Annotated in this window: 19 protein-coding genes; 12 read left to right on the top strand and 7 right to left on the bottom strand. The window is 44.3% G+C overall.

Annotated features, from left to right (window positions below; genetic code table 11):
• Positions 1–56: 56 nt before the first annotated feature.
• Both E5358_RS02250 and E5358_RS02245 read right to left on the bottom strand, forming a co-directional pair.
• Complete coding sequence (locus tag E5358_RS02250) at positions 57–1,505, bottom strand: trypsin-like peptidase domain-containing protein (protein WP_135938693.1); 1,449 nt, start codon at positions 1,503–1,505, stop codon at positions 57–59.
• Between the two features lie 589 nt (positions 1,506–2,094).
• Positions 2,095–2,778: a 4Fe-4S binding protein gene (locus E5358_RS02245; RefSeq protein WP_135938692.1), complete on the bottom strand. Its 684-nt coding sequence runs from the start codon at positions 2,776–2,778 to the stop codon at positions 2,095–2,097.
• A 125-nt stretch (positions 2,779–2,903) separates the two neighbouring features.
• Here E5358_RS02245 and E5358_RS02240 point away from each other — a divergent pair, with 125 nt between their 5' ends.
• From E5358_RS02240 to E5358_RS02230, 3 genes are all read left to right on the top strand, one after another.
• The gene (locus E5358_RS02240) at positions 2,904–3,830 is read left to right on the top strand and encodes a LysR substrate-binding domain-containing protein (RefSeq protein ID WP_135938691.1); all 927 of its coding nucleotides are present in this window, start codon (positions 2,904–2,906) and stop codon (positions 3,828–3,830) included.
• 5 nt (positions 3,831–3,835) lie between these two features.
• Entirely contained in the window at positions 3,836–4,447 is a 612-nt protein-coding gene (locus tag E5358_RS02235; RefSeq protein WP_135938690.1) for an HAD family hydrolase, read from the top strand.
• Positions 4,448–4,542: 95 nt separating this feature from the next.
• Complete coding sequence (locus tag E5358_RS02230) at positions 4,543–5,073, top strand: GNAT family N-acetyltransferase (protein ID WP_277821134.1); 531 nt, start codon at positions 4,543–4,545, stop codon at positions 5,071–5,073.
• Positions 5,074–5,088: 15 nt separating this feature from the next.
• Here E5358_RS02230 and E5358_RS02225 read toward each other — a convergent pair whose 3' ends face one another.
• Together E5358_RS02225 and rlmH are read right to left on the bottom strand one after the other, a co-directional pair.
• Positions 5,089–5,628 (bottom strand): PH domain-containing protein, encoded by a 540-nt coding sequence (locus E5358_RS02225; protein WP_135938689.1) that lies wholly within the window; start codon positions 5,626–5,628, stop codon positions 5,089–5,091.
• 18 nt (positions 5,629–5,646) lie between these two features.
• Entirely contained in the window at positions 5,647–6,117 is a 471-nt protein-coding gene (gene rlmH, locus E5358_RS02220; protein ID WP_135938688.1) for a 23S rRNA (pseudouridine(1915)-N(3))-methyltransferase RlmH, read from the bottom strand.
• A gap of 210 nt (positions 6,118–6,327) precedes the next feature.
• Between rlmH and E5358_RS02215 the strand changes: the two genes are divergently transcribed.
• From E5358_RS02215 to E5358_RS02205, 3 genes are read left to right on the top strand one after another with little or no spacing between them, the layout of a single operon-like run.
• Positions 6,328–8,070: a phospho-sugar mutase gene (locus E5358_RS02215; RefSeq protein WP_135938687.1), complete on the top strand. Its 1,743-nt coding sequence runs from the start codon at positions 6,328–6,330 to the stop codon at positions 8,068–8,070.
• 9 nt (positions 8,071–8,079) lie between these two features.
• Positions 8,080–8,628, top strand: coding sequence for a hypothetical protein (locus tag E5358_RS02210; RefSeq protein ID WP_135938686.1), 549 nt, complete (start codon positions 8,080–8,082; stop codon positions 8,626–8,628).
• A gap of 25 nt (positions 8,629–8,653) precedes the next feature.
• Positions 8,654–9,397: an amidohydrolase gene (locus tag E5358_RS02205; RefSeq protein WP_135938685.1), complete on the top strand. Its 744-nt coding sequence runs from the start codon at positions 8,654–8,656 to the stop codon at positions 9,395–9,397.
• 14 nt (positions 9,398–9,411) lie between these two features.
• On the opposite strand, the gene E5358_RS02200 is transcribed toward E5358_RS02205, so the two are convergent.
• The 3 genes from E5358_RS02200 to E5358_RS02190 are packed head-to-tail and all read right to left on the bottom strand — an operon-like array spanning position 9,412 to position 16,607.
• Positions 9,412–10,218 (bottom strand): TrmH family RNA methyltransferase, encoded by an 807-nt coding sequence (locus E5358_RS02200; RefSeq protein ID WP_135938684.1) that lies wholly within the window; start codon positions 10,216–10,218, stop codon positions 9,412–9,414.
• Positions 10,219–10,226: 8 nt separating this feature from the next.
• Positions 10,227–12,383, bottom strand: a complete 2,157-nt coding sequence (locus E5358_RS02195) for an ATP-dependent Clp protease ATP-binding subunit (RefSeq protein WP_135938683.1) — start codon at positions 12,381–12,383, stop codon at positions 10,227–10,229.
• A 15-nt stretch (positions 12,384–12,398) separates the two neighbouring features.
• The gene (locus E5358_RS02190; protein WP_135938682.1) at positions 12,399–16,607 is read right to left on the bottom strand and encodes a translocation/assembly module TamB domain-containing protein; all 4,209 of its coding nucleotides are present in this window, start codon (positions 16,605–16,607) and stop codon (positions 12,399–12,401) included.
• 316 nt (positions 16,608–16,923) lie between these two features.
• Between E5358_RS02190 and E5358_RS02185 the strand changes: the two genes are divergently transcribed.
• From E5358_RS02185 to nqrF, 6 genes are read left to right on the top strand one after another with little or no spacing between them, the layout of a single operon-like run.
• Entirely contained in the window at positions 16,924–18,270 is a 1,347-nt protein-coding gene (locus E5358_RS02185; RefSeq protein ID WP_135938681.1) for a Na(+)-translocating NADH-quinone reductase subunit A, read from the top strand.
• Positions 18,270–19,436, top strand: coding sequence for an NADH:ubiquinone reductase (Na(+)-transporting) subunit B (locus E5358_RS02180; protein WP_135938680.1), 1,167 nt, complete (start codon positions 18,270–18,272; stop codon positions 19,434–19,436). The genes E5358_RS02185 and E5358_RS02180 overlap by 1 nt, the downstream gene beginning before the upstream one ends.
• A 13-nt stretch (positions 19,437–19,449) precedes the next feature.
• Positions 19,450–20,097 carry an FMN-binding protein gene (locus tag E5358_RS02175; RefSeq protein ID WP_135938679.1) on the top strand — a complete coding sequence of 216 codons (648 nt, stop codon included), beginning with the start codon at positions 19,450–19,452 and terminating at the stop codon, positions 20,095–20,097.
• A gap of 17 nt (positions 20,098–20,114) precedes the next feature.
• Complete coding sequence (locus E5358_RS02170; RefSeq protein WP_135938678.1) at positions 20,115–20,741, top strand: NADH:ubiquinone reductase (Na(+)-transporting) subunit D; 627 nt, start codon at positions 20,115–20,117, stop codon at positions 20,739–20,741.
• A 2-nt stretch (positions 20,742–20,743) separates the two neighbouring features.
• A complete protein-coding gene (nqrE, locus tag E5358_RS02165; protein ID WP_135938677.1) occupies positions 20,744–21,367 on the top strand; it encodes an NADH:ubiquinone reductase (Na(+)-transporting) subunit E in 624 nt (207 codons plus the stop codon).
• A gap of 20 nt (positions 21,368–21,387) precedes the next feature.
• Positions 21,388–22,659 (top strand): NADH:ubiquinone reductase (Na(+)-transporting) subunit F, encoded by a 1,272-nt coding sequence (gene nqrF, locus E5358_RS02160; protein WP_135938676.1) that lies wholly within the window; start codon positions 21,388–21,390, stop codon positions 22,657–22,659.
• Positions 22,660–22,900: the final 241 nt, after the last annotated feature.

Raw genomic sequence — 22,900 nt, 5'->3', positions numbered from 1 at the left:
AAAGTGTGCATCCCCCACTTTTGGAGGAATGCACATCCTTTATGCTATTATTAATATCAGTCCTCCAAAGGAACAGCGAAATATCCCTTCTTTCCTGTCGGATAGATACCTTGTATGTACAATACAGGAGATTTGGATTTTCCTGACTCCTTGACAATACGGTTAAGATCCTCGATTGTCTTCACACTCTCATCGTTGACCTTCTGTATGATGAAGCCCATCGGCACACCCGCTTCCTTGAACTTGCCGGAGTTCACCTTACCTACTTTCAAGCCGTAAGTGATGTCGAGTTCTTTCTTCTCATTCTCGTTGACAGAGCGGAAGTTTGCACCGAGGATATCAAGGTCTTTGTCCTTGACAACCTTTGTGTTGCCCTGCTCATTCTTTAATGTGAGGGTTGCAGTCTTCTTTGCCTTCTTGCGCACGTAAGTCACAACGACTTTGTCACCCGGACGCTTCTTTGCAAGGTACTCCTGCAGTTCCGCCATCTTTGTTATCTTATGACCATCGATAGAGGTAAGGACATCACCTTCCTGTATGCCGGCATCGGCACTTGCGCCGTCCTCCTGGACTTTGGCAATGTATATACCCTCATTTGTGCCAAGGTCAACTTCCTTGCCTTCCTCTTTCTGCATGTCAATGTAGCTGCGCACATCCTGTCCGCTTACTCCAATCAGACCACGCTGTACATTACCGTACTGCTTCAGGTCGGCAACAACCTTGTTCATGATAGTTGTCGGTATGGCAAAACCATAACCGATATTTGTACCTGTAGGGGATGTCAGCATGGCATTGATACCGATAAGCTCTCCCCTTGCATTGACAAGTGCGCCACCGGAGTTACCCTGATTGATTGCTGCATCTGTCTGTATGAATGCCTCCACACCATTTGCACCAAGGCTACGTGCCTTTGCAGAGACGATGCCGGCTGTAACTGTCGCACGGAGATTAAGAGGATGACCGATTGCAAGAACCCATTCTCCTATCTTTATGTCATCGGAAGAAATCACAGTTATCGCAGGAAGATTGGAAGCATTGATTTTTATCAGTGCCAGATCCGTAGCCTTGTCAGTACCGATTATACGCGCCGAGAACTCGCGGTTGTCGGAAAGCGTGACTGTAAGTTCGTCGGCTCCGTCAACCACATGGTTGTTGGTGACAATGTAGCCGTCCTTGCTGATAATCACTCCTGAGCCCGCTCCCTCACGTTTGGGAGTCTGCACCTTGCGTTTCTGCCCTTGCTGTCTGCCGCCGAAGAATCCAAATGGGTCAAACATATCTCCAAAAGGGTCATTCTGAACCTCCACCTCACGGACTTTGGAGTTCTGGAGGTACTTGATGTGCACCACGCACGGCAATGCCTTTTCGGCAGCTACCGTCAAATCAACAGCCTGCCCTGCAACAGGGATAGTAGGGAGTGCCGGTGCACTCAGAGTATTTGCCTTCATGCTTACAGACATTGTCGCAGCGATGAGACATGCACTTAAAACAAATTTCTTATTCATCTTATGTATATGGTTTTATGTCTTTCAACTTAAGGAGCACAGTTTAGTGGACAAGTGTTCATGTGTAATTTTACCGATATGTTATTGTTCATCTCTATTAACATTTTATCATTCGGCTAATGCAAAGGTAAGGCAGAAGACGGTAAACTCCAAACATCCACTAACATATTTGTCCGATTTTAACAATTAACCGTATCCCTTAAATACTCCTTTACAACTATGACCATTAAATTTGGACAAAATTAATATAAAATGTTCACAAAGATATGCAAGAACCAGAAAAGAGCAGACACAAGAGCTTCCCCGTTGATTCCAAAAATAGGAGTTATCGGAACAAAAAGCCAAGAATCACGACTGACATAATGAAAGATAACCTTTTACAATATGAAAGGTAACACTTGACAGTGCAAAGTATTACCTTTCGCAAAGTCAAGTGTTACCTTTCCCGATACACATGATGTTTCAACATTTGCTGTGCTTTTAATTTTCAAAAACCATTGATTCGTCTATCATTCTGTCATCATTTGCGCCGTTTTGCTTGCATTTCGGCAAAAGCCGGATTCTGACACAATTCCTGAAACAAGAAAAGTCACTCAGACTCCAAGTTCATGATTTTTATAGGGCAAGCCTGCACACATTTGCCACACTTGATGCAGTCAGGGTGCAGATAGCCTTGTTCCTGCCCGCGACTGTCATACGGAGTGAGCTGCATAGGGCACACACGTGCACAGCTCTTACATTTCATTTGGCACGAACTGCTCACATGGATGCTTTTGTAGCCCGAAGGAAGTTTGCCTTCCTTGGGCGCGACCCACGAAGAAAGTGTTCCCATGGGACAGAATGAGCACCATGTGCGTGGCGCATATATGAAAGAAAGCACAACGCCGACTATTGTCGTGACAAAAATGATGTTCCAAAACACTCTGCCCATTGCCGACCAGTCGCCCCAAGCAAAATACATCTGCACACCGAACATAGTGAATATCACAAACAACATGAACACTCGCCACCCTTTTGAACGAAGGAACGCCGGTATGGGCTTATGGGGAGAGTACTTTGAAAGCACGCGGTCATAGAAATTTCCACGCGGACAAGCATTGCCACACCACCAGCGTCCACGGCGTAAGCTGAACGCAACCGGAGCTATCATGCAGACAAGTGCCAGCAGACCAATGATTGGATAGAACGCACCAATGATAAGATAAACAATAAGAATCCAATAGAGCGAAAGCCCCTTTGTCGGGAAATGACGATGAAACTGTTTTGCTGCCATACTACATTTAAATTGATAAATATTATATTTTTTGGTTTGTTGATGCAAAATTACAATAATAACCATAGACAAACGAATGTTTTTTATTATTTTTGCATTGAAAAAATCTATCACAAGCATTGTTTATGACACTTCAGCAATTGAAATATATCATTGCAATCGACAAATACAAGAGCTTTGCACATGCTGCCAAGGCACTTGATGTCACGCAACCGACAATCAGCGGAATGCTCATCAAACTGGAAGAAGAGCTCGATGTGCGTATCTTTGAGCGTACAAACAAGACGGTCAGCACTACTGCAATCGGAAGGACAATCATCCGCCAGGCAGAGAAAGTGCTGATGGAAACGGAACGTATAAACGAGCTTGTCAATGAGGAAAAAGGCAAAATAAGCGGTAAACTCTTGCTGGCAATCGGTCCGACGATAGCTCCATACATCTTGCCAAAATTCATCAGGCACTATCGGGAAAACTATCCACAGGTGAGCATCGGCATATCGGAGATGAAAGCCGAAGACATGCTGAAGGCTTTGGAGCAAGGAAAGATAGAAGCTGGCATAGCAATAAGCGGCAATGCCCGGAGTGGGATAATGGAAATACCGCTTTATACGGAACGGTTCTTTGTATATCTTGCGGAAAGCTGCTGGCGCAAATTGCCTGTCTTCAAACCGGAGAACCTGGAACATGAGAGCATGTGGATAATGAAAGAAGCCCAATGCCTGCGGAACAGTGCCTTCAGCTTCTGCAAAGCCCGCACCAAAGGACACCACATTTACGAAGCAGGAAGCATCGAGACATTGACACGCATTGTTGATGAGAACGGAGGTTTCACAATCATACCGGAAATGCATCTCCCCTTTCTTTCCGAGAAACAACGGCAAAACGTGCGCCCCATTGACGGTGACCACTTGTCACAACGATGCATCTCACTTTATATAAAAGAAGATTTTATCCGCCAGGGAATCCTGAACACCATTACGCAGACTCTCATACGGTTTATGCCAAAAGGAATGCTGGAAGAGCGGATAATAAAATATGGAATAAAACTATAAAAACTATGATAAAGAATCTTATATTCGATTTTGGCAAAGTTCTTGTAGACTACGACTTTGAGATGTTTTTCCATAAATACATTACCGATGAGGAAAGATACCAAGACATCCTGCCTGTACTCTACAATGAAGAGGTTCAGGCATTGCTTGACAGGGAGGAAAAGCCTTTCAATGAGATTAAGGAGGACATAATCATGGATAACAGAAAGTTTGAGAATGAAATACGTATCTTCTGTGACAAGTATCCGGAATTGGTCACAAATGAAGTAGAAGGAATGAAAAACATGTTGCAGCAATTGAAGGACGAAGGGTTCAAGCTGTACGGTCTGAGCAACTGGTGCAGCAAAGTATATCACACTATGAATCAGTTTGATATATTCCGATTGCTGGACGGATACGTTATCTCCTCTGAAGAGCATGTTATCAAACCGGAACCTGAAATCTATCAGCGACTGTTCGACAAATTCAATCTAAAGCCGGAAGAGTGTATCTTTACCGATGACCGGGAAGTGAACATCATAGGGGCGAGACAACTTGGTATGACCGGTATTGTGTTCCATGATTCCGCACAATACGAAACAGAACTCCGTAAGATTTTGAAAGAGACAAACCGGTGATTCAACCTATTTGCGAAAATATGCCATGCCTTCATAGGAAAAAGAACACTGTACACGGAATGAATGGCATTTGATTGGCAAAGAAACAGAAACAAATGAAAAACAAAAATATTCTTTACAACAGTTGCACAAAAGATACTGTTTCAATACGCAAGGCATGTCCGAATGATATTCCACGGCTCATGGAGATATTTTCCATTGCACGCAAATTCATGAAAGAAACAGGAAATCCCAGCCAATGGTCAGAGGATTATCCTGACAAGAACCTGCTTCTTGACGACATCTGCCACGGCGACAGTTATGTATGCATATCAGGAGAAGAGATTGTGGCAACATTTGTGTTGCGTGAGGGAAAGGATCCAACATACAATATTATATATGATGGTGAATGGACTAACGACAACCCATACGCGACAATCCATCGTATTGCAAGCTGTGGAAAAACAAAAGGCATTTTCCTCCATGTCATGCAATACGCAATCCGACATTACGATACTGTCAGAATAGACACTCACCGTGACAACAAACCTATGCAGCATGTCATCAATAAAGCAGGATTCCGATACTGTGGAATCATCCATTGCTGGAATGGTGATGAACGGCTGGCATATCAATATGACAAATGATGATGCAAATTGATATTATTCCGCCGTTGTTCCTTCTGCAACCACATCCTGCTTTTCGGCATTCACCTCTTTCATATATGTAGTTATGAGATTACGCACTTTGAGAGGATTCTGCACAAAACTGACCTTATGGTTTGTTCCGCCACTGCCTACAAGTTCTATCGAGCCGGTATTTACAATACGTTCCATGAACGACTGCTCAAAGTTCACAGTCTCTATCTTGAACAAAGGAATCTCTGTCAGTCTTATGTTAAAGATTCCGTCTTTCTGTATGAAGCGTGAGTCAGTAATGGCAAACTCAGTCTTCACTCTTAGGAAATAACCGAAGAAGACTGAGCCTAACCCTGATACGCATGCAACAATCCCCACTACTACAAGAAGATTGACAGTTGCGGGCTCAAGGACATTCCCTGCGGCATACGCAAGGCAGAACAGTCCCACAACAACCAACAGTATGCCCCATAGTGTATAGCGGAAATTAAAATACCAATGCAAGCGTCCTTTGTACATGATGCGCTCACCTTGTTCGAGTGTCTTTTCAATGAAATTTGCCATATTTGTTATTGCTTTGATTTATTCGTGGTGATAAGGCTCTCCTTTTATGATTGTGCATGCTCTGTATAGCTGTTCACAGAATATGAGGCGAACCATTTGGTGGGAGAACGTCATTTTTGAAAGGGAAATCTTGGCATCTGCCCTGTCATATACGGAACGGGCAAAGCCATAAGGTCCTCCTATGACAAAGACCAGCCGGCGTGCTGTGTGCTGCTGGCGTTCAAGCCATGAGGCAAACTCTACAGAGCGAAACATTGTCCCTTGCTCGTCCAAGAGAACTACAACGTCTGAAGATTGTACGGCTCTGAGAATCATTTCCGCCTCCTTCTCCTTCTGCTGTTCCTCACTGAGTGATTTGGTGTTCTTCAACTCTGGAATGGTAGTTACCACAAAAGGCATATAGTGCCCAATGCGCTCGGCGTAATCCCCGATGCCTGCAATGAAATTCTTATTGACGGTCTTTCCTACCTGAATAAGTTCTGCTTTCATATATCTTTTTATCTGTAATTCGTGAACCAATCCGCATAAACAGCAATGCCTATAACAAATCGTCGATACGGTTTATCTGCTGCAAAATTAATAAATAATTGGGGAATCACAGAACTTTTCCTATTAAAATTTGCTCATTCCAAAAGAAATAATTAATTTTGTAGCAATATCAAAGTAATATTTCATTAATTAATATAAAACCTAAAAACTATGGCAAACAACACAGAACTCGTAGCCCAGTGCCGTCAGAAAGCACAGGAATGGCTGTCACCATCATTTGACGAGCAAACACGCGCTGAGGTTCAGGCACTGCTTGACGCTGAAGACCCGACAGCACTCATCGATGCATTCTACCAGTCTTTGGAATTCGGAACAGGTGGACTTCGTGGCATCATGGGAGTAGGAACCAACCGCATGAACAAGTACATCGTCGGTATGGCGACACAGGGATTTGCAAATTACGTATTGAAGGCGTTCCCGGGACGTACTGACCTTGCTGCTATTGTAGGACATGACTGTCGTAACAACGGACGTGAATATGCAGAAACTGTCGCTGCAATTTTCTCAGCTAACGGCATAAAGGTTTACCTCTTTGAAAGCCTGCGCCCTACTCCTGAAATTTCTTTCGCTATCCGTCAGCTTGGCGCACAGTGCGGTGTAAATGTAACAGCTTCCCACAATCCGAAAGAATACAACGGATACAAGGCTTACTGGGAAGACGGAGCACAGGTCCTCTCACCACATGACACTGGTATCATCGAAGAGGTGAACAAAGTGAAGATAGAGGATGTCAAGTTTGAAGCTAATCCTGACCTCATCAAAATCATCGGTGGCGAGATGGATTTCGACTATATGACAGCTGTCAAGGAAGGTATGGTCGACCAGGATGTTATCCTTCGTAACAAAGACCTCAACATCGTCTACTCTGCAATGCACGGTACAGGACGCGTACTTGTTCCGCTGTGCCTGCGCTCATGGGGATTCCAGAACATCAACGTCGTGCCGGAGCAGATGGTCATCGACGGCAATTTCCCAACTGTTGTCTCACCAAACCCGGAGAATGCTGAAGCAATGACTCTTGGTATGAAGCTCGGTACAAAGCTCAATGCCGACCTCGTTGTTGCAACAGACCCTGACGCTGACCGCCTCGCTATAGTCTGCCGCAACGGACAAGGTGAATGGCAGATTCTCAACGGCAATCAGACAGCGTGCATGTTCTACTGGTACACAATCAAGAACAAGAAAGCTCTCGGACAGCTCAAGGATTCTGATTTCATGGTAAAGACCATTGTGACATCAGAACTGATTGCAAAGATTGCAAAGAAGAATGGTGTGGAGTGCTTCGACGAGTACACCGGATTCAAGTGGATAGCATACCGCATCCGCGAACTTGAAGGAAAGCGCAAATACATTGGTGGCGGTGAGGAATCATTCGGTTACCTGCCTTATGACAAAGTGCGTGACAAGGATGCTCCTGCATCAATCTGCCTCATCTGCGAGATTGCGGCTTGGGCAAAGGATCAGGGCAAGACTCTCTTCGACTTGCTTCTTGACATCTACAAGGAATATGGTTTCCAGAAGGAAACTACTATCAATGTAGTTAAGCCGGGAAAGTCAGGTGCTGACGAAATCAAACAGATGATGGAGAATTTCCGTCAGACTCCTCCAACAGAGATTGCTGGTTCTAAGGTTATTCTGACTAAAGACTACAAGACATTGAAGATGAATGATAATGGTGTGGAGAAAGACTTTGAAATGCCTGCTACATCCAATGTTCTTCAGTGGTTCACAGAAGACGGTCTGAAAGTTTCCGTACGCCCTTCAGGCACAGAGCCAAAGATTAAGTTCTACTGTGAAGTTCCTGTTCCCGGAGAATTTGATGGTGACTACAATGCAGCAACAGCAAAGGCTGACGCTCGCGTTGAGGAAATAAAAAAAGCTCTTGGTCTTTAATCCTACAGAATGGAAAACAAAGAGTATTTAGATAAATTTGAAGGGGGTATACACAAGGCTGTATACCTTCTTCTTTTAAGAGATAATCTCATTGACGAACGCATGCCGGACATGCCGGACATCGACAGCCAATGGGAAAGTATTGCTATGGAATACCTACCCGACGGAATACGTGAATTTCAGAACTATCCTTTAGTCTCTCTTGGCTGGATGATGTATGTCGGTATGGCTGTCGCACATCTTTGGGACAAGGATTGGGAAAAAGCTCTCAGCAAAGGTAATCTGTACACTTACCTGCGCTCACTCCGCGGTTATGACCTCATGGATGAGGCTATACGTGAAAAAGTCCTCAATCTTAAAGAAGAGAAATACAACGCTGTGGAAAAGATTGTCGGCAACTGCTCACAAACAGCATTGGACATGCTGAGGAAAGAAAACATTGAGCCGGGAACACCAATGGCTTTCCATGCATACCTTCGCACACTGAAAGAAATGTATTGTCTTGGTGCTGCCACGGAACTGTTCCGCCTTGGCTACAGAATGAGACTAATGTCATAGGACTTTCACACAAACTCTTAACAAGATGAAAGCGACACTGATACAAATGGACATAAAGTGGGCTGATTCTGCTGCCAATCAAAAAGCAGCAGAACAAGCCATACATAATGCTCCAAAATCAGATATATACATACTTCCGGAAATGTGGAGTACTGGTTTTGCAACACATCCTGAAAACATAGCCGAGTCTGATGGCAAGTCTTTAGCATGGATGATTAAAATGTCAAAAGAACTTGACGCAGCCGTCTGCGGAAGCATTGCTGTATACGAAAACGAGCATTTCTATAACAGGTTCTACTTCGTTACACCTGACAATGAACCACAGCATTATGATAAACGTCATCTGTTCACATACGGGAATGAACACCATTCCTATACAGCTGGCGACAAACGCGTAATTGCCACATGGCGAGGTGTCCGCTTCCTGCTACAAATATGCTATGACCTACGTTTTCCTTGTTTCTCCAGAAACAATAATGACTATGATGCCATTATTTACGTTGCCTCATGGCCTGAAAGCCGAATACATGTATGGCATACCCTCCTCTGTGCCCGCGCTATTGAAAATCAATGCTATGTGATAGGCGTGAATCGCATTGGCATTGACCTAACATGCAAATACAACGGTAGTTCTGAAGCTTATGACGCCTACGGACGCATTATGGTCTCCTGTGATGACAACCGTGCTACAGCAATGACTTTTGACATAGATCTGGAGAAGCAGGATTCTTTTAGAAAGAAATTCCCGGTCCTCAATGACAGAGATTAAATACATGTTGCTCCTTATCTTCTTAGAGCGAAACAAGTTATAGCCGTTGCTATGGCAACATTGAGAGAGTCGGCTGTCTCCCTACCCTTTGGGTAATTCGGTATTAATAGTTTATGGCTCACTCTTGCAGCTATGTCAGGAGAAATGCCATTTCCTTCATTGCCCATAATGACCAGACCGTAGTTTTCCAACGGTTGTGTCGTTATATCTTTTCCATCAAGCAATGTTCCATAAACAGGGAATGGCTTTTCAGATGAGAGAGAACTGTTATACACCTCTATTTCATCAAGTACATCATGGAGATTACGGTAAGTAACTTTCACCCTTGCTATACTGCCCATGGTAGCCTGAACAACCTTTGGATTCCATACGTCCACTGTATCAGGGGAACAGATTATCCGCTCTATGCCAAACCAGTCGGCAATACGGATAATGGTTCCAAGATTACCCGGGTCCTGAACAGAATCAAGCCCAAGAACAAGACAGTCTTCATTATTGGGATTGAGAAATGACAATCCTTCATCTTTATTCTCTGTTAAAAAATTCTGCTCAAAAACGGCCAGAACCTGTTGTGGATGCTGCAAGAAGGAGACTTTCCGCAGTTCGTCAGATGTGACAGTGTATATTTCTGTATTCTTGTCTATAGAGGATTTGCTCTCCTCCCCCAGCCATTGCTCTGTGGCAACAATGATTTTAGGAGATGCGACTTTCATCAAATCTCCGACAACCTTTGGTCCTTCTGCAACAAAAAGCCCTTCATCCCTTCTTGCTTTCTTGTTCTCAAGAGTACGGATGAACTTTATCTTTGCTTTGCTAATCATCGATAATATTATTTGTCAGATACAGTGAAAACCAAATTCTTTGCCGTCTTCGGCTTTCCAACTTTGATAACACATCCTTGTTGCAGTCTGTTGTCAAGAAGAAGATTGCATAGCTCATCCTCAACATACTGCCGGACAGCACGTTTCAAAGGACGGGCGCCATACTGTACATCATAGCCTTTCTCTGCAACAAATTCTTTCGCCTTATCGGACATTTTGAGTTTGTAGCCTAATTCTGCAACACGATTATAAAGGTCTTTCATCTCTATGTCGATAATCTGCTTTATGGATTCAAGTGAAAGTTGGTCGAACATGACAATCTCATCCAGACGGTTCAAAAATTCCGGAGCAAATTGTTTTTTCAATGCCTTCTCAATGATTGAACGCGCATAGTCACTATTGATATTCCCGTCCGATGCTACAGCGCCGAATCCTATTCCCCGTGAGAATTCCTTCAGCTGACGTGTGCCGGCATTTGAGGTCATTATAACTATGGTGTTACGGAAATCTATCAACCGTCCGTTGCCGTCAGTCAGCCTGCCTTCATCAAGCACCTGAAGAAGCAGGTTGAAAATATTCTGGTGAGCTTTCTCTATCTCATCAAGAAGGACAACGGAATACGGATGTCGGCGTACACGTTCTGTCAATTGGCCGCCTTCGTCATATCCGACATATCCGGGAGGAGCTCCAACAAGCCGAGAGGTGTTGAACGATTCATTGAATTCCGACATATCAACACGTATAAGAGAACCTGCGGAGCCAAACACCTCTCTCGCCAACTGTTGGGCAAGGTATGTCTTACCTACTCCTGTAGGACCCAGAAACAGGAATGCGCCTATCGGACGATTGTGTGAACGCAATCCGAGACTGTTACGGCGAATGGCACGTACACAAGTTTCCACTGCCTTATCCTGACCGATGACACTGCCTTTGAGGATATCTCCTAATCTACGCAAACGGATATTGTCTCCTTCACTTATCTGAGACACTGGAACACCGGATATCAACGATACGACCTCACAGACATCTTTCTCCGTCACAGTTACATAATCCGTGGTATCGTCATCACCATAAGTCTGTAACTGAAGAAGCCGGCGCTCTAACTCTTCCTGCCTGTCGCGCAAGGCAGCGGCAAGTTCAAAATTCTGCTGCACAACAGCAGACTTCTTCTTCTGGCGCACTTCTGCAAGTTCATTCTCAAGGTTTCTCTGCTTTGGTGATATGACAGCAGTACGGAGATGTACACGTGAACCGACCTCGTCAAGAGCGTCAATAGCTTTGTCTGGAAACACACGGTCAGTAATGTAGCGTTGAGTCTGCACAACACAAGCACGTACAACTTCCTGTGGATATATCACATGATGATACTGCTGGTAGCGCGCCTTGATATTCTCCAATATTTTAATTGTCTCTTCCTCAGAAGTGGGATTGACAATAATCTTCTGAAAACGACGCTCTAAAGCACCATCTTTCTCAATGGATTTCCTGTATTCATCAAGCGTCGTGGCGCCAATGCACTGCACCGTACCTCTTGCAAGAGCCGGCTTCAGGATATTTGCCGCATCCATTGTTCCTGACGCCGAACCGGCTCCCATTAAAGTATGTATCTCATCAATGAAAACAATAACATCAGGACTCTGCTCCAATTCGGAAATAATCTCCTTCATACGTTTCTCGAAATCACCACGGTACTGGGTTCCTGCAACCACACTTGTAAGGTCAAGGGAAAGTATCCTTTTGCCACGCAACACCGGGGAGGATGTTCCTTCTGCTATCTGCTGTGCAAGTCCTTCAACAATAGCACTTTTACCGACACCGGGGTCACCAATCAGGACAGGGTTGTTCTTTTTTCTTCTACCCAAGATTTCAACAAGACGATACACCTCTTTATCCCTACCGACAACAGGGTCAAGTTTATGTTCTGCTGCCGATTTGGTCAGGTCATGACTGTACTTATCAAGAAATGGAGTCTTGGTATTACCGGGACGCCCTATCATCAAAGATTCCTCTGCACGTTCACGACGTGCAGCATTTGCAAAAGAATTATGAAGTGCGCGTGATGCTTGTTGGAACATCTCACGCATCTCTCTTGCCATTTCCTCTGCAGGGTCTTTTCCTTCATCATTACGGTCATCATCTATAGGGTCAAACTCTTGTTCTATCATATTCTCTAATTCTATTTATTTCAAAATACTTTTTTTCTTCTTTCGCAAAAATCCGGGAATGAAAGAGTTGAAATCATGTTTGAACTCTATTCCAAGACCTTGGGTATTGAGACTTGATTTTGTGAAATACCTGTCGGTTGTCTGATTGTATACACGTACAGACAGATTGCCATTTGGGAAGAGCAGATAACGGACATCAAAATCACCAATGAATGATGTCGTAGCATTCTTGTTGTCACGATATCCGAACTGACCATTAATCTGCAGACGGTTATTAAACATCCTACCTGAGACAAGCCCCTCATACTCGGCATTATTCATTCCTTCATCACCGGGAGATATATTTGCACCGAAATTCCAATCACTGTTTTTCAGCACCATGTCTGATATAATATTGTTAATCTGTTGCGAAACCGTACCAGACAGAAAAGACTGCATAGCCAATGAGCCTTGCGACATGGCTGCAGGGTCAGATGATGCATTTGTATTGTCAGAGTAGAACCTGCCTATCGAGAGAAGGTAGACAACCTGCTGATTACGTTCCTGTTCAGAATCAATGATTGATGTTATCATCTGCTGTATGTCAGCACTTGCCTGTGGAAGATTCAAGTCAAAATCCACCATCGGATGCTCTGCTGTGCCTGTAATGTTCATAAGACAGTTTACGCGGACAGAGTTGTTCTTAAACGAATTTCCAATATTCAAATCTGACAAGGGCACGGAAGGGACTATATATTGCGCTTTCAGATTGACCAATGCCTGGAATGGTTCTCCACCAAAAGATATAGAGCTACCTGGAAGGAAAGTGAAATTCTTTGACAGCACTTTTTGTATTGTCATCTTGTATTCTCCATCCTCAACATTATAGTTTCCAAAAATATGCAATCCGCCCTTATTGAAATATGTTGCACGCAAATCTCCTGAACCATTCAACTTTATATAGTCTCCCGTCCGTTGGTCCATAAGCAGCTGAATTGTACTTTCAGGTGTAATATGGACCAGAAAATTCATGCGGATATTTGTAGACAATTGATGCTTCTGCTCTATAGTAGCAGACAATGTGCTGTCTTGTTGCATGATATTGCCTTTTTCTTCCTTGGATTTCCAAGTTATGAATGACTGATTCTGCAATGCATCCGGTGACGATACATTATATGTGAATTCCGATGTCTCCTCCGGATAAGCATCAATGTCAAACACTATCTCACCGGATCGTCCCGTTATCTTACAGTTGCCGGTTCCAACAACACGCCCACAGAAGGTAGAACCATCCAGTGTTGGAAAATCATAGCATAGCAAATGCTCAGCCTTGACATCCAAATCGAATGTCATCTTTCCCAAATTCTTATGATGCAAACCACCGGATATTGCCCCTCGGTTTCCATACTTGTCATAGAAAACACAATCAGCGAACCTAATGTCGTTAGGAACGAAATGAACAGTATCATTTTTGAGTGTGTATTCTGTATTCAAAGGTGTTATCACAGTAGAACCATTGACAACAGCATCCCCTGTCAGATTGATTTTATTTAGCGGACCATACAAACGTATATCTCCTGTCCCATAAACCTTCACATCCTTCATAAATGATTCACAGAATGACTGCAAGAACTCAAAGCGTGTGTTCTCCGCCTTCATCCCAAGGTCTATATAGTTATTCTTTAGGGATATGTATCCATCGATGCCAAGTCTGCCGTCAACCTCAGGAGTAACATTATCATCATTGCAGACTGCGTTAATATTTATCTGTCCAAGTTCATTATCCCACTTGGCATGGCAAGTCAAGATTCCCATTCTGCCATATTGGAAACGAAAATCTTGGACATCAATGTCTGAATATGCAGTTGGAGTTGAGAATAACGATTTGACGACAGCCTTGCCTGTCACGAATCCACCAAACTCTACACTATGAAAGTCTATTAGATTCATTATGTATGCAACGTCCACTCCCTGCATATCCACAACAAGCGAATCTTCCATGGAACGTGTTGCAGCACCATCAATCTTTATACATTGAAGTCCATGCTCCAGCACAAAGTTATCAACACTTAAATCATAAGCTGTGTACACAATATCTGAGCTACGGAGATTCCATAAGGAGTCACCCATCTGTATCTCAGACGGCAATACGCTGACATTTACAACAGGCTTACCGTCAAGACCTCGGAAAAACTGGCTGTTTGTATTTACCGTGCCACACATTCTGCGCTCACGGCCATTATCAAAATCTATAGCTGTCAACAGTCTGTTGTCAGCAACTTTGCCTTGCAAAGAAAGCAAGAAATTAGTACCGTCAGATTCTACACGTGACGTTCCTCCACTTACATACAATGTATCAGAAAGAGAATACACATGCAATCTCGTATCAGCAAATTTTCTTCCTGAGAACTCTAACTGTGGAGCGCTGATACTTATATCAGCACTTTTCATTGGCTCATTAACGTATCCGACCAGCGTAAGTGGCTCTTGAGACAAGAAATTCACTCCAAGAATCTCGCCAAAACGTTTCATATCCGTAACACTGGCATCCAGTTCTATCCTATTATTGGTAGCTTTGTACATAGGCATTCCGGGCAGAGTCGGAAGACGTTTTGCCACAAGGTTTGTGAAAGTTTGCTGAATGGTAAACGGGTCAAACTCTCCTTCTGCAAAAGCATTTGCGAAATCAGACTCAAATTTGATTTCCGTATGTCCATAACCTACGTTGGTTGTTGAAGCCTGAAAAGTAAATGACAGCGGTCCATGTGGAATTGTATCCGCTGTCAATATACCTAACGCATACGGATTAAGATGAGCAACTTCTGCAGTCATTTCAATATCGCAAAGTTCTTTTGGTTTTCCTTCCAACAGACTTGATGCATCAGATGCAACAAACCTAACATTACCATTAGCATTCATGTCCGCTATGTCAAAAAACATCTCTGCTCTGCCATTGTTTAATTTGGATTCAAGTTTGACATTACGGTACTCATAACCATTCGCTATAACGTATGGAATATTCACTTTGCTATCCATTGCATGCAATGTGAATTTTCCGGTTTTAGGATTCTTTGCAACAATAGCGTCTGCATCCATAGCAAATTTCACATTTCCCAATGCTCTGGTATTCAGAAGATAACCAAGTCTGAAATCTTGTGGAGTACTTATGTCTGCTGTGATGAACTTATCTGCATACGACAATTTATGAGACAAAATTCCCACACCAGTGGCAAGGTCACCGGTCAAAATATATTTGCCATAATTACCCTCTGCTGTTGCAGAATAATCTATCGTTCCTAACCTGCCCAAAATAGGACTATCAGCTCCAAACACAGACATGACATCAGAAACGAACCCTGTACTTGCATGAATATCAGAATGGAGGTTGAATGTTAATGTCTCAGGTTTTGGCAAAGCCTTAAAGACAGATGTCCGTGACACAACATTTCCATGAGATTTAAACATAAAATCATTATCAGAAGTTCTTATGGTTAATTCATGGATATTCAGAGATTTATCTTTGCCGTCAATATTTACATCAAACAATATCTTACTGTCAAATTTCGATAGCCGTTGTTCAAAACAAGCAGCATCTTTTAATCCGACATAAGAGTTCTTACTTACAACATGGAATGACTGTATTCTGTTGCCCTTATAATTAGCCATAGCATTAAGTGTGATATCACTTTCTGCTGTACGTAAGTTAAAATCATTAATGGAGCAACGATGCTTGTTTGCATCAGCCACAAAAGACAAATTCTTTAATGACAACTTTGAATTTAGTTCATCAAAAGACAGTTTTTTCATTTTGACAGACAAACTGTCATCCGTCAAGGCATAAAGCATAATATGTCCCGATATCTTGTCCAAAGCAACATGATTCACGTCAAATCCAACTTTGTGTGCCATATCATTACGGTCATAATTCACCGATGAATTACGAATGACAAGTGACGCAATGTGCAAATCCAACGGTGTATGCTTTGTCGTATCCTTAGAAGCTAATGAATCAATGACAAATTGGCAGTTCAAAGGAGAACTACCATTTTGACGATACAGAGCCAAATGCATTCCGAAAATCTGGGCAGAAGAAATACTGATTTTGCCTTTCAACAATGGCAGAACATCTATTTTCGCAGAAATACGATGACATGCCAACATTTCCTTTTTCTGCCGGTCCTGTATCAATACATTGTCAATGATAATACGATTCAGAAAACAAAGATTCAAATTGCTCACTTTCACTTGAGTGCCAAGTTTCTCTGATAGAGCTTTTGAAACCTCCGATGCAGAAAGACGTTGTACTGTCGGTATATTTAACAGCACAACAATAACAGCATAGATACCAACAATGGTCCATACTGTATAAGCGAATATGTGTCTAAGATGCTTGATGTATTTTAATTTTGTTGCAAAATTACAAGAAATTTGTCTTATAAAGAAATAATCAATATGTTTTTTCTATGGTTTTACCGATTTTTTTGTTAATTTTGCAAAGGTCTTTATGGATAATATATGAATAATTTATTGTATTTCTAAATCATATAAAAAATCAAATTAAATGGTTAACGTTATCAAGTTACGCAAAGGCCTCGACATCAAGCTCCGGGGAACCGCAGAGCTGAAAGATGTTGCTGTTCAGAGAGGAAATGATTTCGCTCTCTGCCCGGATGATTATCAGGGAGTAACACCTAAAGTCGTGGTCAAGGAGGGTGACAAGGTCTTGGCGGGCGATGCGCTTTTTGTAAACAAGCAGTATCCGGAGGTGAAGTTCGCTTCTCCTGTAAGCGGGACTGTCTCTGCCGTAGAGCGTGGCGACCGTCGCAAAGTACTCGCTATCAAGGTTAACGCTGACGCTGAGATTCAATATAAGGATTTCGGCAAGAAAGACATCAAGTCTCTCAGTGGCGACCAAGTGAAAGAAGCATTGCTTGAGGCAGGTCTCTTTGGCTACATCAATCAGTTGCCTTATGCAGTAAGTACAAATCCACAGACAAATCCCAAAGCCATATTCATATCGGCTTTTCGCGATATGCCACTCGCCGCAAGTTTCCTCTATGAACTGGCAGGAAATGAAGAAGCTTTCCAAACCGGCATCACTGCACTATCCAAGATTCAGAAGACATACGTTGGCATAAACCCGCAACAGACAGACAAACTTGGCAGTCTCCGTAATTGCGAGCTGACTGTCTTTGACGGAAAATGCCCGGCATCAAATGTCGGAGTACAAATCAACCACCTTGCCCCTGTCAATAAGGGGGAGGTAGTATGGACAGTGTCTCCGACAGCCGTGATTTTCATTGGTAGACTGTTCCTGACAGGCAAAGTTGACCTTCGCCACAAAGTTGCTCTTGCCGGTGAGGAAGTGAAGAATCCAGCCTATTCAGAAGTTCTCGTTGGACAGAAGGTCGGCACACTAACAGAGGGACGCATCAAGGGAGATAATGTCCGTATCATCAACGGCAACCCACTAACCGGAAATAAAGCATGTCCTAAATGCTACATTGGTCCACAGATAAGTGAGGTGACAGTGATTCCAGAAGGAGACCATGCTGACGAAATGCTCGGATGGATTCTTCCACGCCCTAACCAGTTCTCATTCAGCCGCACATATTTCTCATGGCTTATGCCGAAAAACAAGGAATACAAGTGCGACACAAGAATCAAGGGTGGTGAACGCCACATGATTATGTCAGGTGAATACGACAAGGTACTTCCTATGGATATTTACGGAGAATACCTTATCAAAGCAATTATTACGGGCGACATCGACCGTCAGGAAGCACTCGGTATATACGAGATCTCTCCGGAGGATTTCGCTGTTGCAGAATTTGTTGATTCTTCAAAACTTGAATTACAGAAGATTGTCCGTGAGGGACTTGACATTCTGAGAAAGGAGAACGCATAATGAATCCATTAAAGAAATATCTTGACTCCATAAAACCAAATTTCGAGAAAGGCGGAAAACTTCAGGCTTTCGGCAGTGTGTTTGAAGGTTTTGAGTCATTTCTTTTTGTACCGAACACAACATCAAAGAGCGGAGCACATATCCATGACGCTGTAGACTCCAAGCGCATCATCAGCTTTGTCATCATCGCGCTTGTACCTGCCCTGCTGTTCGGAATGTACAACATCGGCTATCAGAACGCATTGCTGGCGAACGGAGGAACACTGCCTGCTGATGCATGCCATCTCAGCATGTTCCTTTATGGCTTCCTGCAGATGCTCCCAAAGATTCTTGTCAGCTACATTGTAGGACTTGCCATCGAATTTGCATGGGCACAGTGGAAGCATGAGGAAATCCAGGAAGGCTATCTCGCAACCGGTATCCTCATCCCTATGGTGATACCGGTGAACTGTCCGCTGTGGTGCCTTGCGCTTGCATGCGCTTTCTCTGTGATATTCTGTAAGGAAATCTTCGGAGGTACAGGCATGAATTTCGTCAACCCTGCACTTGCAGCACGAGCATTCCTGTTCTTCTCCTACCCTACAGTGATGTCCGGTGACAACTGCTGGGTGGCAAAAGACCAGGTTTTCGGTTTGGGTTATCAAGTTGCTGATGCTACAACGGCAGCAACTCCTCTTGGACTTGTCGTACAAGACCCGAACTACTCCATTGATACAATGAATGCAGTAATCGGTCTTATCCCCGGTTCTATGGGTGAGACATCCTTCATTGCCATAATCCTTGGTGCACTTTTCCTCCTCTTTACAGGAGTCGCATCTTGGAGAATCATGCTCTCTGTCTTTGCAGGCGGAGCTCTGACGGCATGGATGTTCTATTCTCTTGACATGTCTCCGATGACATGGTATGACCAGATTGTACTCGGTGGCTTCGCGTTTGGTGCGGTGTTCATGGCAACAGACCCTGTGACAGCAGCGCGTACAGAATGTGGAAAATGGATCTATGGTCTTCTCATCGGCTTTGTTGCAGTCGTTGTACGCGTCATGAACCCCGGCTATCCGGAAGGAATGATGCTTGCTATCCTGCTGATGAATGTATGCGCCCCTCTCATCGACTGGTGCGTTGTCCAGCGCAACATTTCCCGCCGTGCTAACCGTCTAAAGAAATAGGAGAACAATCATTATGGCAAAGAAACTTAATACTAACAGTAATCCGTACATTATTATATATAGTATTGTACTTGTAGTGATTGTTGCTTTCTGCCTTGCTTTCGTGTATTCTTCATTGAAAGAGCAGCAAGACAAGAACGTGGCACTCGATGTCAAGAAGCAGGTACTTGCCACACTTGACATCCGTGAGTTTGCTGACGATGCTGATGCTGAAGCGCAATACAAGAATATTGTTATCATGACAGACACCGTAGACGCAGAGACAAAGTCAATCATCTACACTTGCAAACTCAATGGCGAGTACAAATACATCCTCTCTGTAAAAGGTATGGGACTTTGGGGACCTATCTGGGGCTATGTAGCACTCAATGCTGACAAGCAGACTGTTTATGGCGCATATTTCAATCATGAATCCGAAACTGCCGGTCTTGGTGCAGAAATTAAAGACTCAAAGAAATGGCAGGACCAGTTCAAAGGAAAGAAAGCCATTGTCGATGGAGAAGTCAAGCTGGGGGTGAAAAAACCTACAGACATAAAGCCTGAGGAGAAGGACTTCACTGTAGACGGAGTCACCGGTGCAACCCTTACCTGCAATGGCGTGGACCTTATGTTCAAGGAATCATTCAAGAAATACAGCGATTTCTTAAATCTTAAAAACTAAAAAAGGAGAACCAAGACATGTCTAAATTATTTTCAAAAGAGAATCAGGATGTCTTCATGACTCCTCTCAACGGCAACAACCCTGTCCTCGTACAGGTGTTGGGCATCTGCTCTGCTCTCGCTGTGACATCACAGTTGAAGCCTGCCATAGTCATGGGACTTGCAGTGACAGTCATCACAGCATTTGCGAACGTGATCATCTCACTCATCCGAAAGACCATACCTTCACGCATCCGCATCATCGTACAGCTGGTTGTCGTGGCTGCTTTGGTGACAATCGTCAATCAGGTGCTTAAAGCGTTTGTCTACGATGTCAGTGTGGAGCTGTCTGTGTATGTGGGACTTATCATCACCAACTGCATCCTCATGGGACGTCTTGAGGCATTCGCGTCAATCAACTCCCCATGGCCTTCATTCCTTGACGGTATCGGCAACGGACTTGGCTATGCCTACATCCTTGTGGCAGTAGGTGCCGTGCGCGAGTTTTTCGGCAGAGGCTCACTTCTCGGCTTCCAGATTATTCCGGAAAGTTTCTATGACCTCGGCTATATCAATAATGGCATGATGACAATGCCGGCAATGGCTCTCATCCTCTGTGGTGTGGTAATCTGGATTCATCGTGCATATTTCTATAAGGAGGCATAACCATGGAACATATAATTTCACTTTTCTTCCGCAGCATCTTTGTGGATAACATGATTTTCGCGTTCTTCCTCGGCATGTGTTCCTATCTTGCCGTATCCAAGAGCGTGAAGACATCATTCGGACTCGGTTGCGCCGTGACCTTCGTTCTTCTCATCACCGTGCCTGTAGACTACCTCCTGCAGACAAAGGTGCTTGCAGCGGACGGCATACTCGGAGTTGACCTTTCCTACCTCTCTCTCATACTTTTCATTGCTGTCATTGCAGGTATCGTGCAGCTTGTGGAAATGGTTGTGGAGCGTTTCTCCCCGTCACTCTACGCCGCCCTCGGCATCTTCCTCCCGCTGATAGCCGTCAACTGCGCAATCATGGGCGCATCGCTCTTCATGCAGCAGCGCATCAACCTTGACCCGTCAAACTCACAGTACATAGGCGGTGTGGCAGACTCCATAGCATTTGCCGTAGGCTCAGGTATCGGCTGGACTCTCGCAATATGCCTTCTCGGCGCAATCCGCGAGAAACTTGCCTACTCTGATGTGCCAAAGCCTTTGCGCGGACTTGGCATAACATTCATCGCCGTGGGTCTGATGGCAATGGCATTCATGTGTTTCTCTGGTCTTAAAATCTAAAAACAGGAAAGGAATAAACAATGGACATTAATTTTATTTTAGCGAGCATTAGTGTATTCCTGGTGGTCATCATCATGTTGGTCATCATCCTGCTCGTTGCAAAAAACTACTTGTCACCGAGTGGCAATGTCAAGATAACAATAAACGACAAAGTACTTGATGTGCCACAGGGAGACTCAGTAATGGCAACCCTTAATGACAACGGCATCTACCTCCCCTCCGCTTGTGGCGGTAAAGCGTCCTGCGGACAGTGCAAGGTGCAGGTTCTTGAAGGCGGCGGCGAAATCCTTGACTCCGAGAAGTCACACTTCACACGCAAGGAAATCAAGGAGGGATGGCGTCTCGGCTGCCAATGCAAGGTAAAGAGCGACATGAAGCTCCACGTTGACGAATCCGTAATGGGTGTCAAGGAATGGGAATGCACCGTAATCGGAAACCGCAACGTCGCAACATTCATCAAAGAATACAAAGTGGCACTGCCACCGGGAGAGCACATGGACTTCGAACCGGGCTCTTATGCACAGATACGCATCCCGGCATTCGAGATGGACTATGACAAGGACATCGACAAGAGTCTCATAGGCGACACCTACCTGCCGGCATGGGAGAAATTCGGACTCTTCAACCTCAAGTGCAGCAATCCGGCACCTACCATCCGCGCCTACTCCATGGCAAACTATCCGGACGAGGGCGACATCATCACCCTTAACGTGCGCATCGCCACACCACCGTTCAAGCCAAAGGAACAGGGACCGGGCTTCATGGACGTCAATCCGGGCATAGCATCCTCATACATCTTCTCACTCAAACCGGGCGACAAGGTCATCATGTCAGGACCTTACGGCGAGTTCCGCCCACAGTACGGCACAGGACGCGAGATGATATGGGTGGGCGGCGGCGCCGGTATGGCTCCGCTCCGCGCGCAAATCATGCACATGCTCAAGACACTCAACACACGCGACCGTGAGATGCATTACTTCTACGGAGCGCGCGCCCTGGAGGAAATACCGTTCCTTGACGACTTCCTACAATTGGAAAAGGACTACGACAACTTCCATTTCCACCTCGCGCTCGACCGTCCTGACCCTAAGGCGGATGCGGCAGGCATAAAGTACACCCCGGGATTCGTGGCACCTGTCATGGGCGACACCTACCTCAAGCAGCACGAAAACCCTGAAGATTGCGAGTACTACCTCTGCGGCCCTCCTATGATGGCAAAGACAGTCCTCGACCTTCTCCACTCCCTCGGCGTGGAAGACGAGATGATTCGATTCGACAACTTCGGAGGATAAGACCACCGCAAGCATAACGGAATATGCAAGTCATGGGTTCATGGCTTGCATATTTTTATTTGACAAAAATCAAATATACAGACAAAATATTTTGGCAGTCTGAAATAGAACTTGTTCAAATAGAAATTCCTTTATCCAAAACGTTCAGGCAGAGCCTTATAGACTTCTTTGCCGAACGGAAATACTGAAGTTGTTTAAACTAATTGTATTTAAGACATTTTTTAACAAACATGACTATGAA

This window comes from Palleniella muris (assembly GCF_004792655.1).
In the GTDB taxonomy this organism is placed as follows: Bacteria; Bacteroidota; Bacteroidia; order Bacteroidales; family Bacteroidaceae; genus Prevotella; species Prevotella muris_A.
This window is presented reverse-complemented; position numbering and strand designations above follow the sequence as displayed.

Excerpts from the sequence above, each read along its gene's own strand:
- E5358_RS02250 (WP_135938693.1), bottom strand. The coding sequence starts at position 1,505 with ATGAATAAGAAATTTGTTTTAAGTGCATGTCTCATCGCTGCGACAATG.
- E5358_RS02245 (WP_135938692.1), bottom strand. The coding sequence starts at position 2,778 with ATGGCAGCAAAACAGTTTCATCGTCATTTCCCGACAAAGGGGCTTTCG.
- E5358_RS02240 (WP_135938691.1), top strand. The coding sequence starts at position 2,904 with ATGACACTTCAGCAATTGAAATATATCATTGCAATCGACAAATACAAG.
- E5358_RS02235 (WP_135938690.1), top strand. The coding sequence starts at position 3,836 with ATGATAAAGAATCTTATATTCGATTTTGGCAAAGTTCTTGTAGACTAC.
- E5358_RS02230 (WP_277821134.1), top strand. The coding sequence starts at position 4,543 with ATGAAAAACAAAAATATTCTTTACAACAGTTGCACAAAAGATACTGTT.
- E5358_RS02225 (WP_135938689.1), bottom strand. The coding sequence starts at position 5,628 with ATGGCAAATTTCATTGAAAAGACACTCGAACAAGGTGAGCGCATCATG.
- rlmH (WP_135938688.1), bottom strand. The coding sequence starts at position 6,117 with ATGAAAGCAGAACTTATTCAGGTAGGAAAGACCGTCAATAAGAATTTC.
- E5358_RS02215 (WP_135938687.1), top strand. The coding sequence starts at position 6,328 with ATGGCAAACAACACAGAACTCGTAGCCCAGTGCCGTCAGAAAGCACAG.
- E5358_RS02210 (WP_135938686.1), top strand. The coding sequence starts at position 8,080 with ATGGAAAACAAAGAGTATTTAGATAAATTTGAAGGGGGTATACACAAG.
- E5358_RS02205 (WP_135938685.1), top strand. The coding sequence starts at position 8,654 with ATGAAAGCGACACTGATACAAATGGACATAAAGTGGGCTGATTCTGCT.
- E5358_RS02200 (WP_135938684.1), bottom strand. The coding sequence starts at position 10,218 with ATGATTAGCAAAGCAAAGATAAAGTTCATCCGTACTCTTGAGAACAAG.
- E5358_RS02195 (WP_135938683.1), bottom strand. The coding sequence starts at position 12,383 with ATGATAGAACAAGAGTTTGACCCTATAGATGATGACCGTAATGATGAA.
- E5358_RS02185 (WP_135938681.1), top strand. The coding sequence starts at position 16,924 with ATGGTTAACGTTATCAAGTTACGCAAAGGCCTCGACATCAAGCTCCGG.
- E5358_RS02180 (WP_135938680.1), top strand. The coding sequence starts at position 18,270 with ATGAATCCATTAAAGAAATATCTTGACTCCATAAAACCAAATTTCGAG.
- E5358_RS02175 (WP_135938679.1), top strand. The coding sequence starts at position 19,450 with ATGGCAAAGAAACTTAATACTAACAGTAATCCGTACATTATTATATAT.
- E5358_RS02170 (WP_135938678.1), top strand. The coding sequence starts at position 20,115 with ATGTCTAAATTATTTTCAAAAGAGAATCAGGATGTCTTCATGACTCCT.
- nqrE (WP_135938677.1), top strand. The coding sequence starts at position 20,744 with ATGGAACATATAATTTCACTTTTCTTCCGCAGCATCTTTGTGGATAAC.
- nqrF (WP_135938676.1), top strand. The coding sequence starts at position 21,388 with ATGGACATTAATTTTATTTTAGCGAGCATTAGTGTATTCCTGGTGGTC.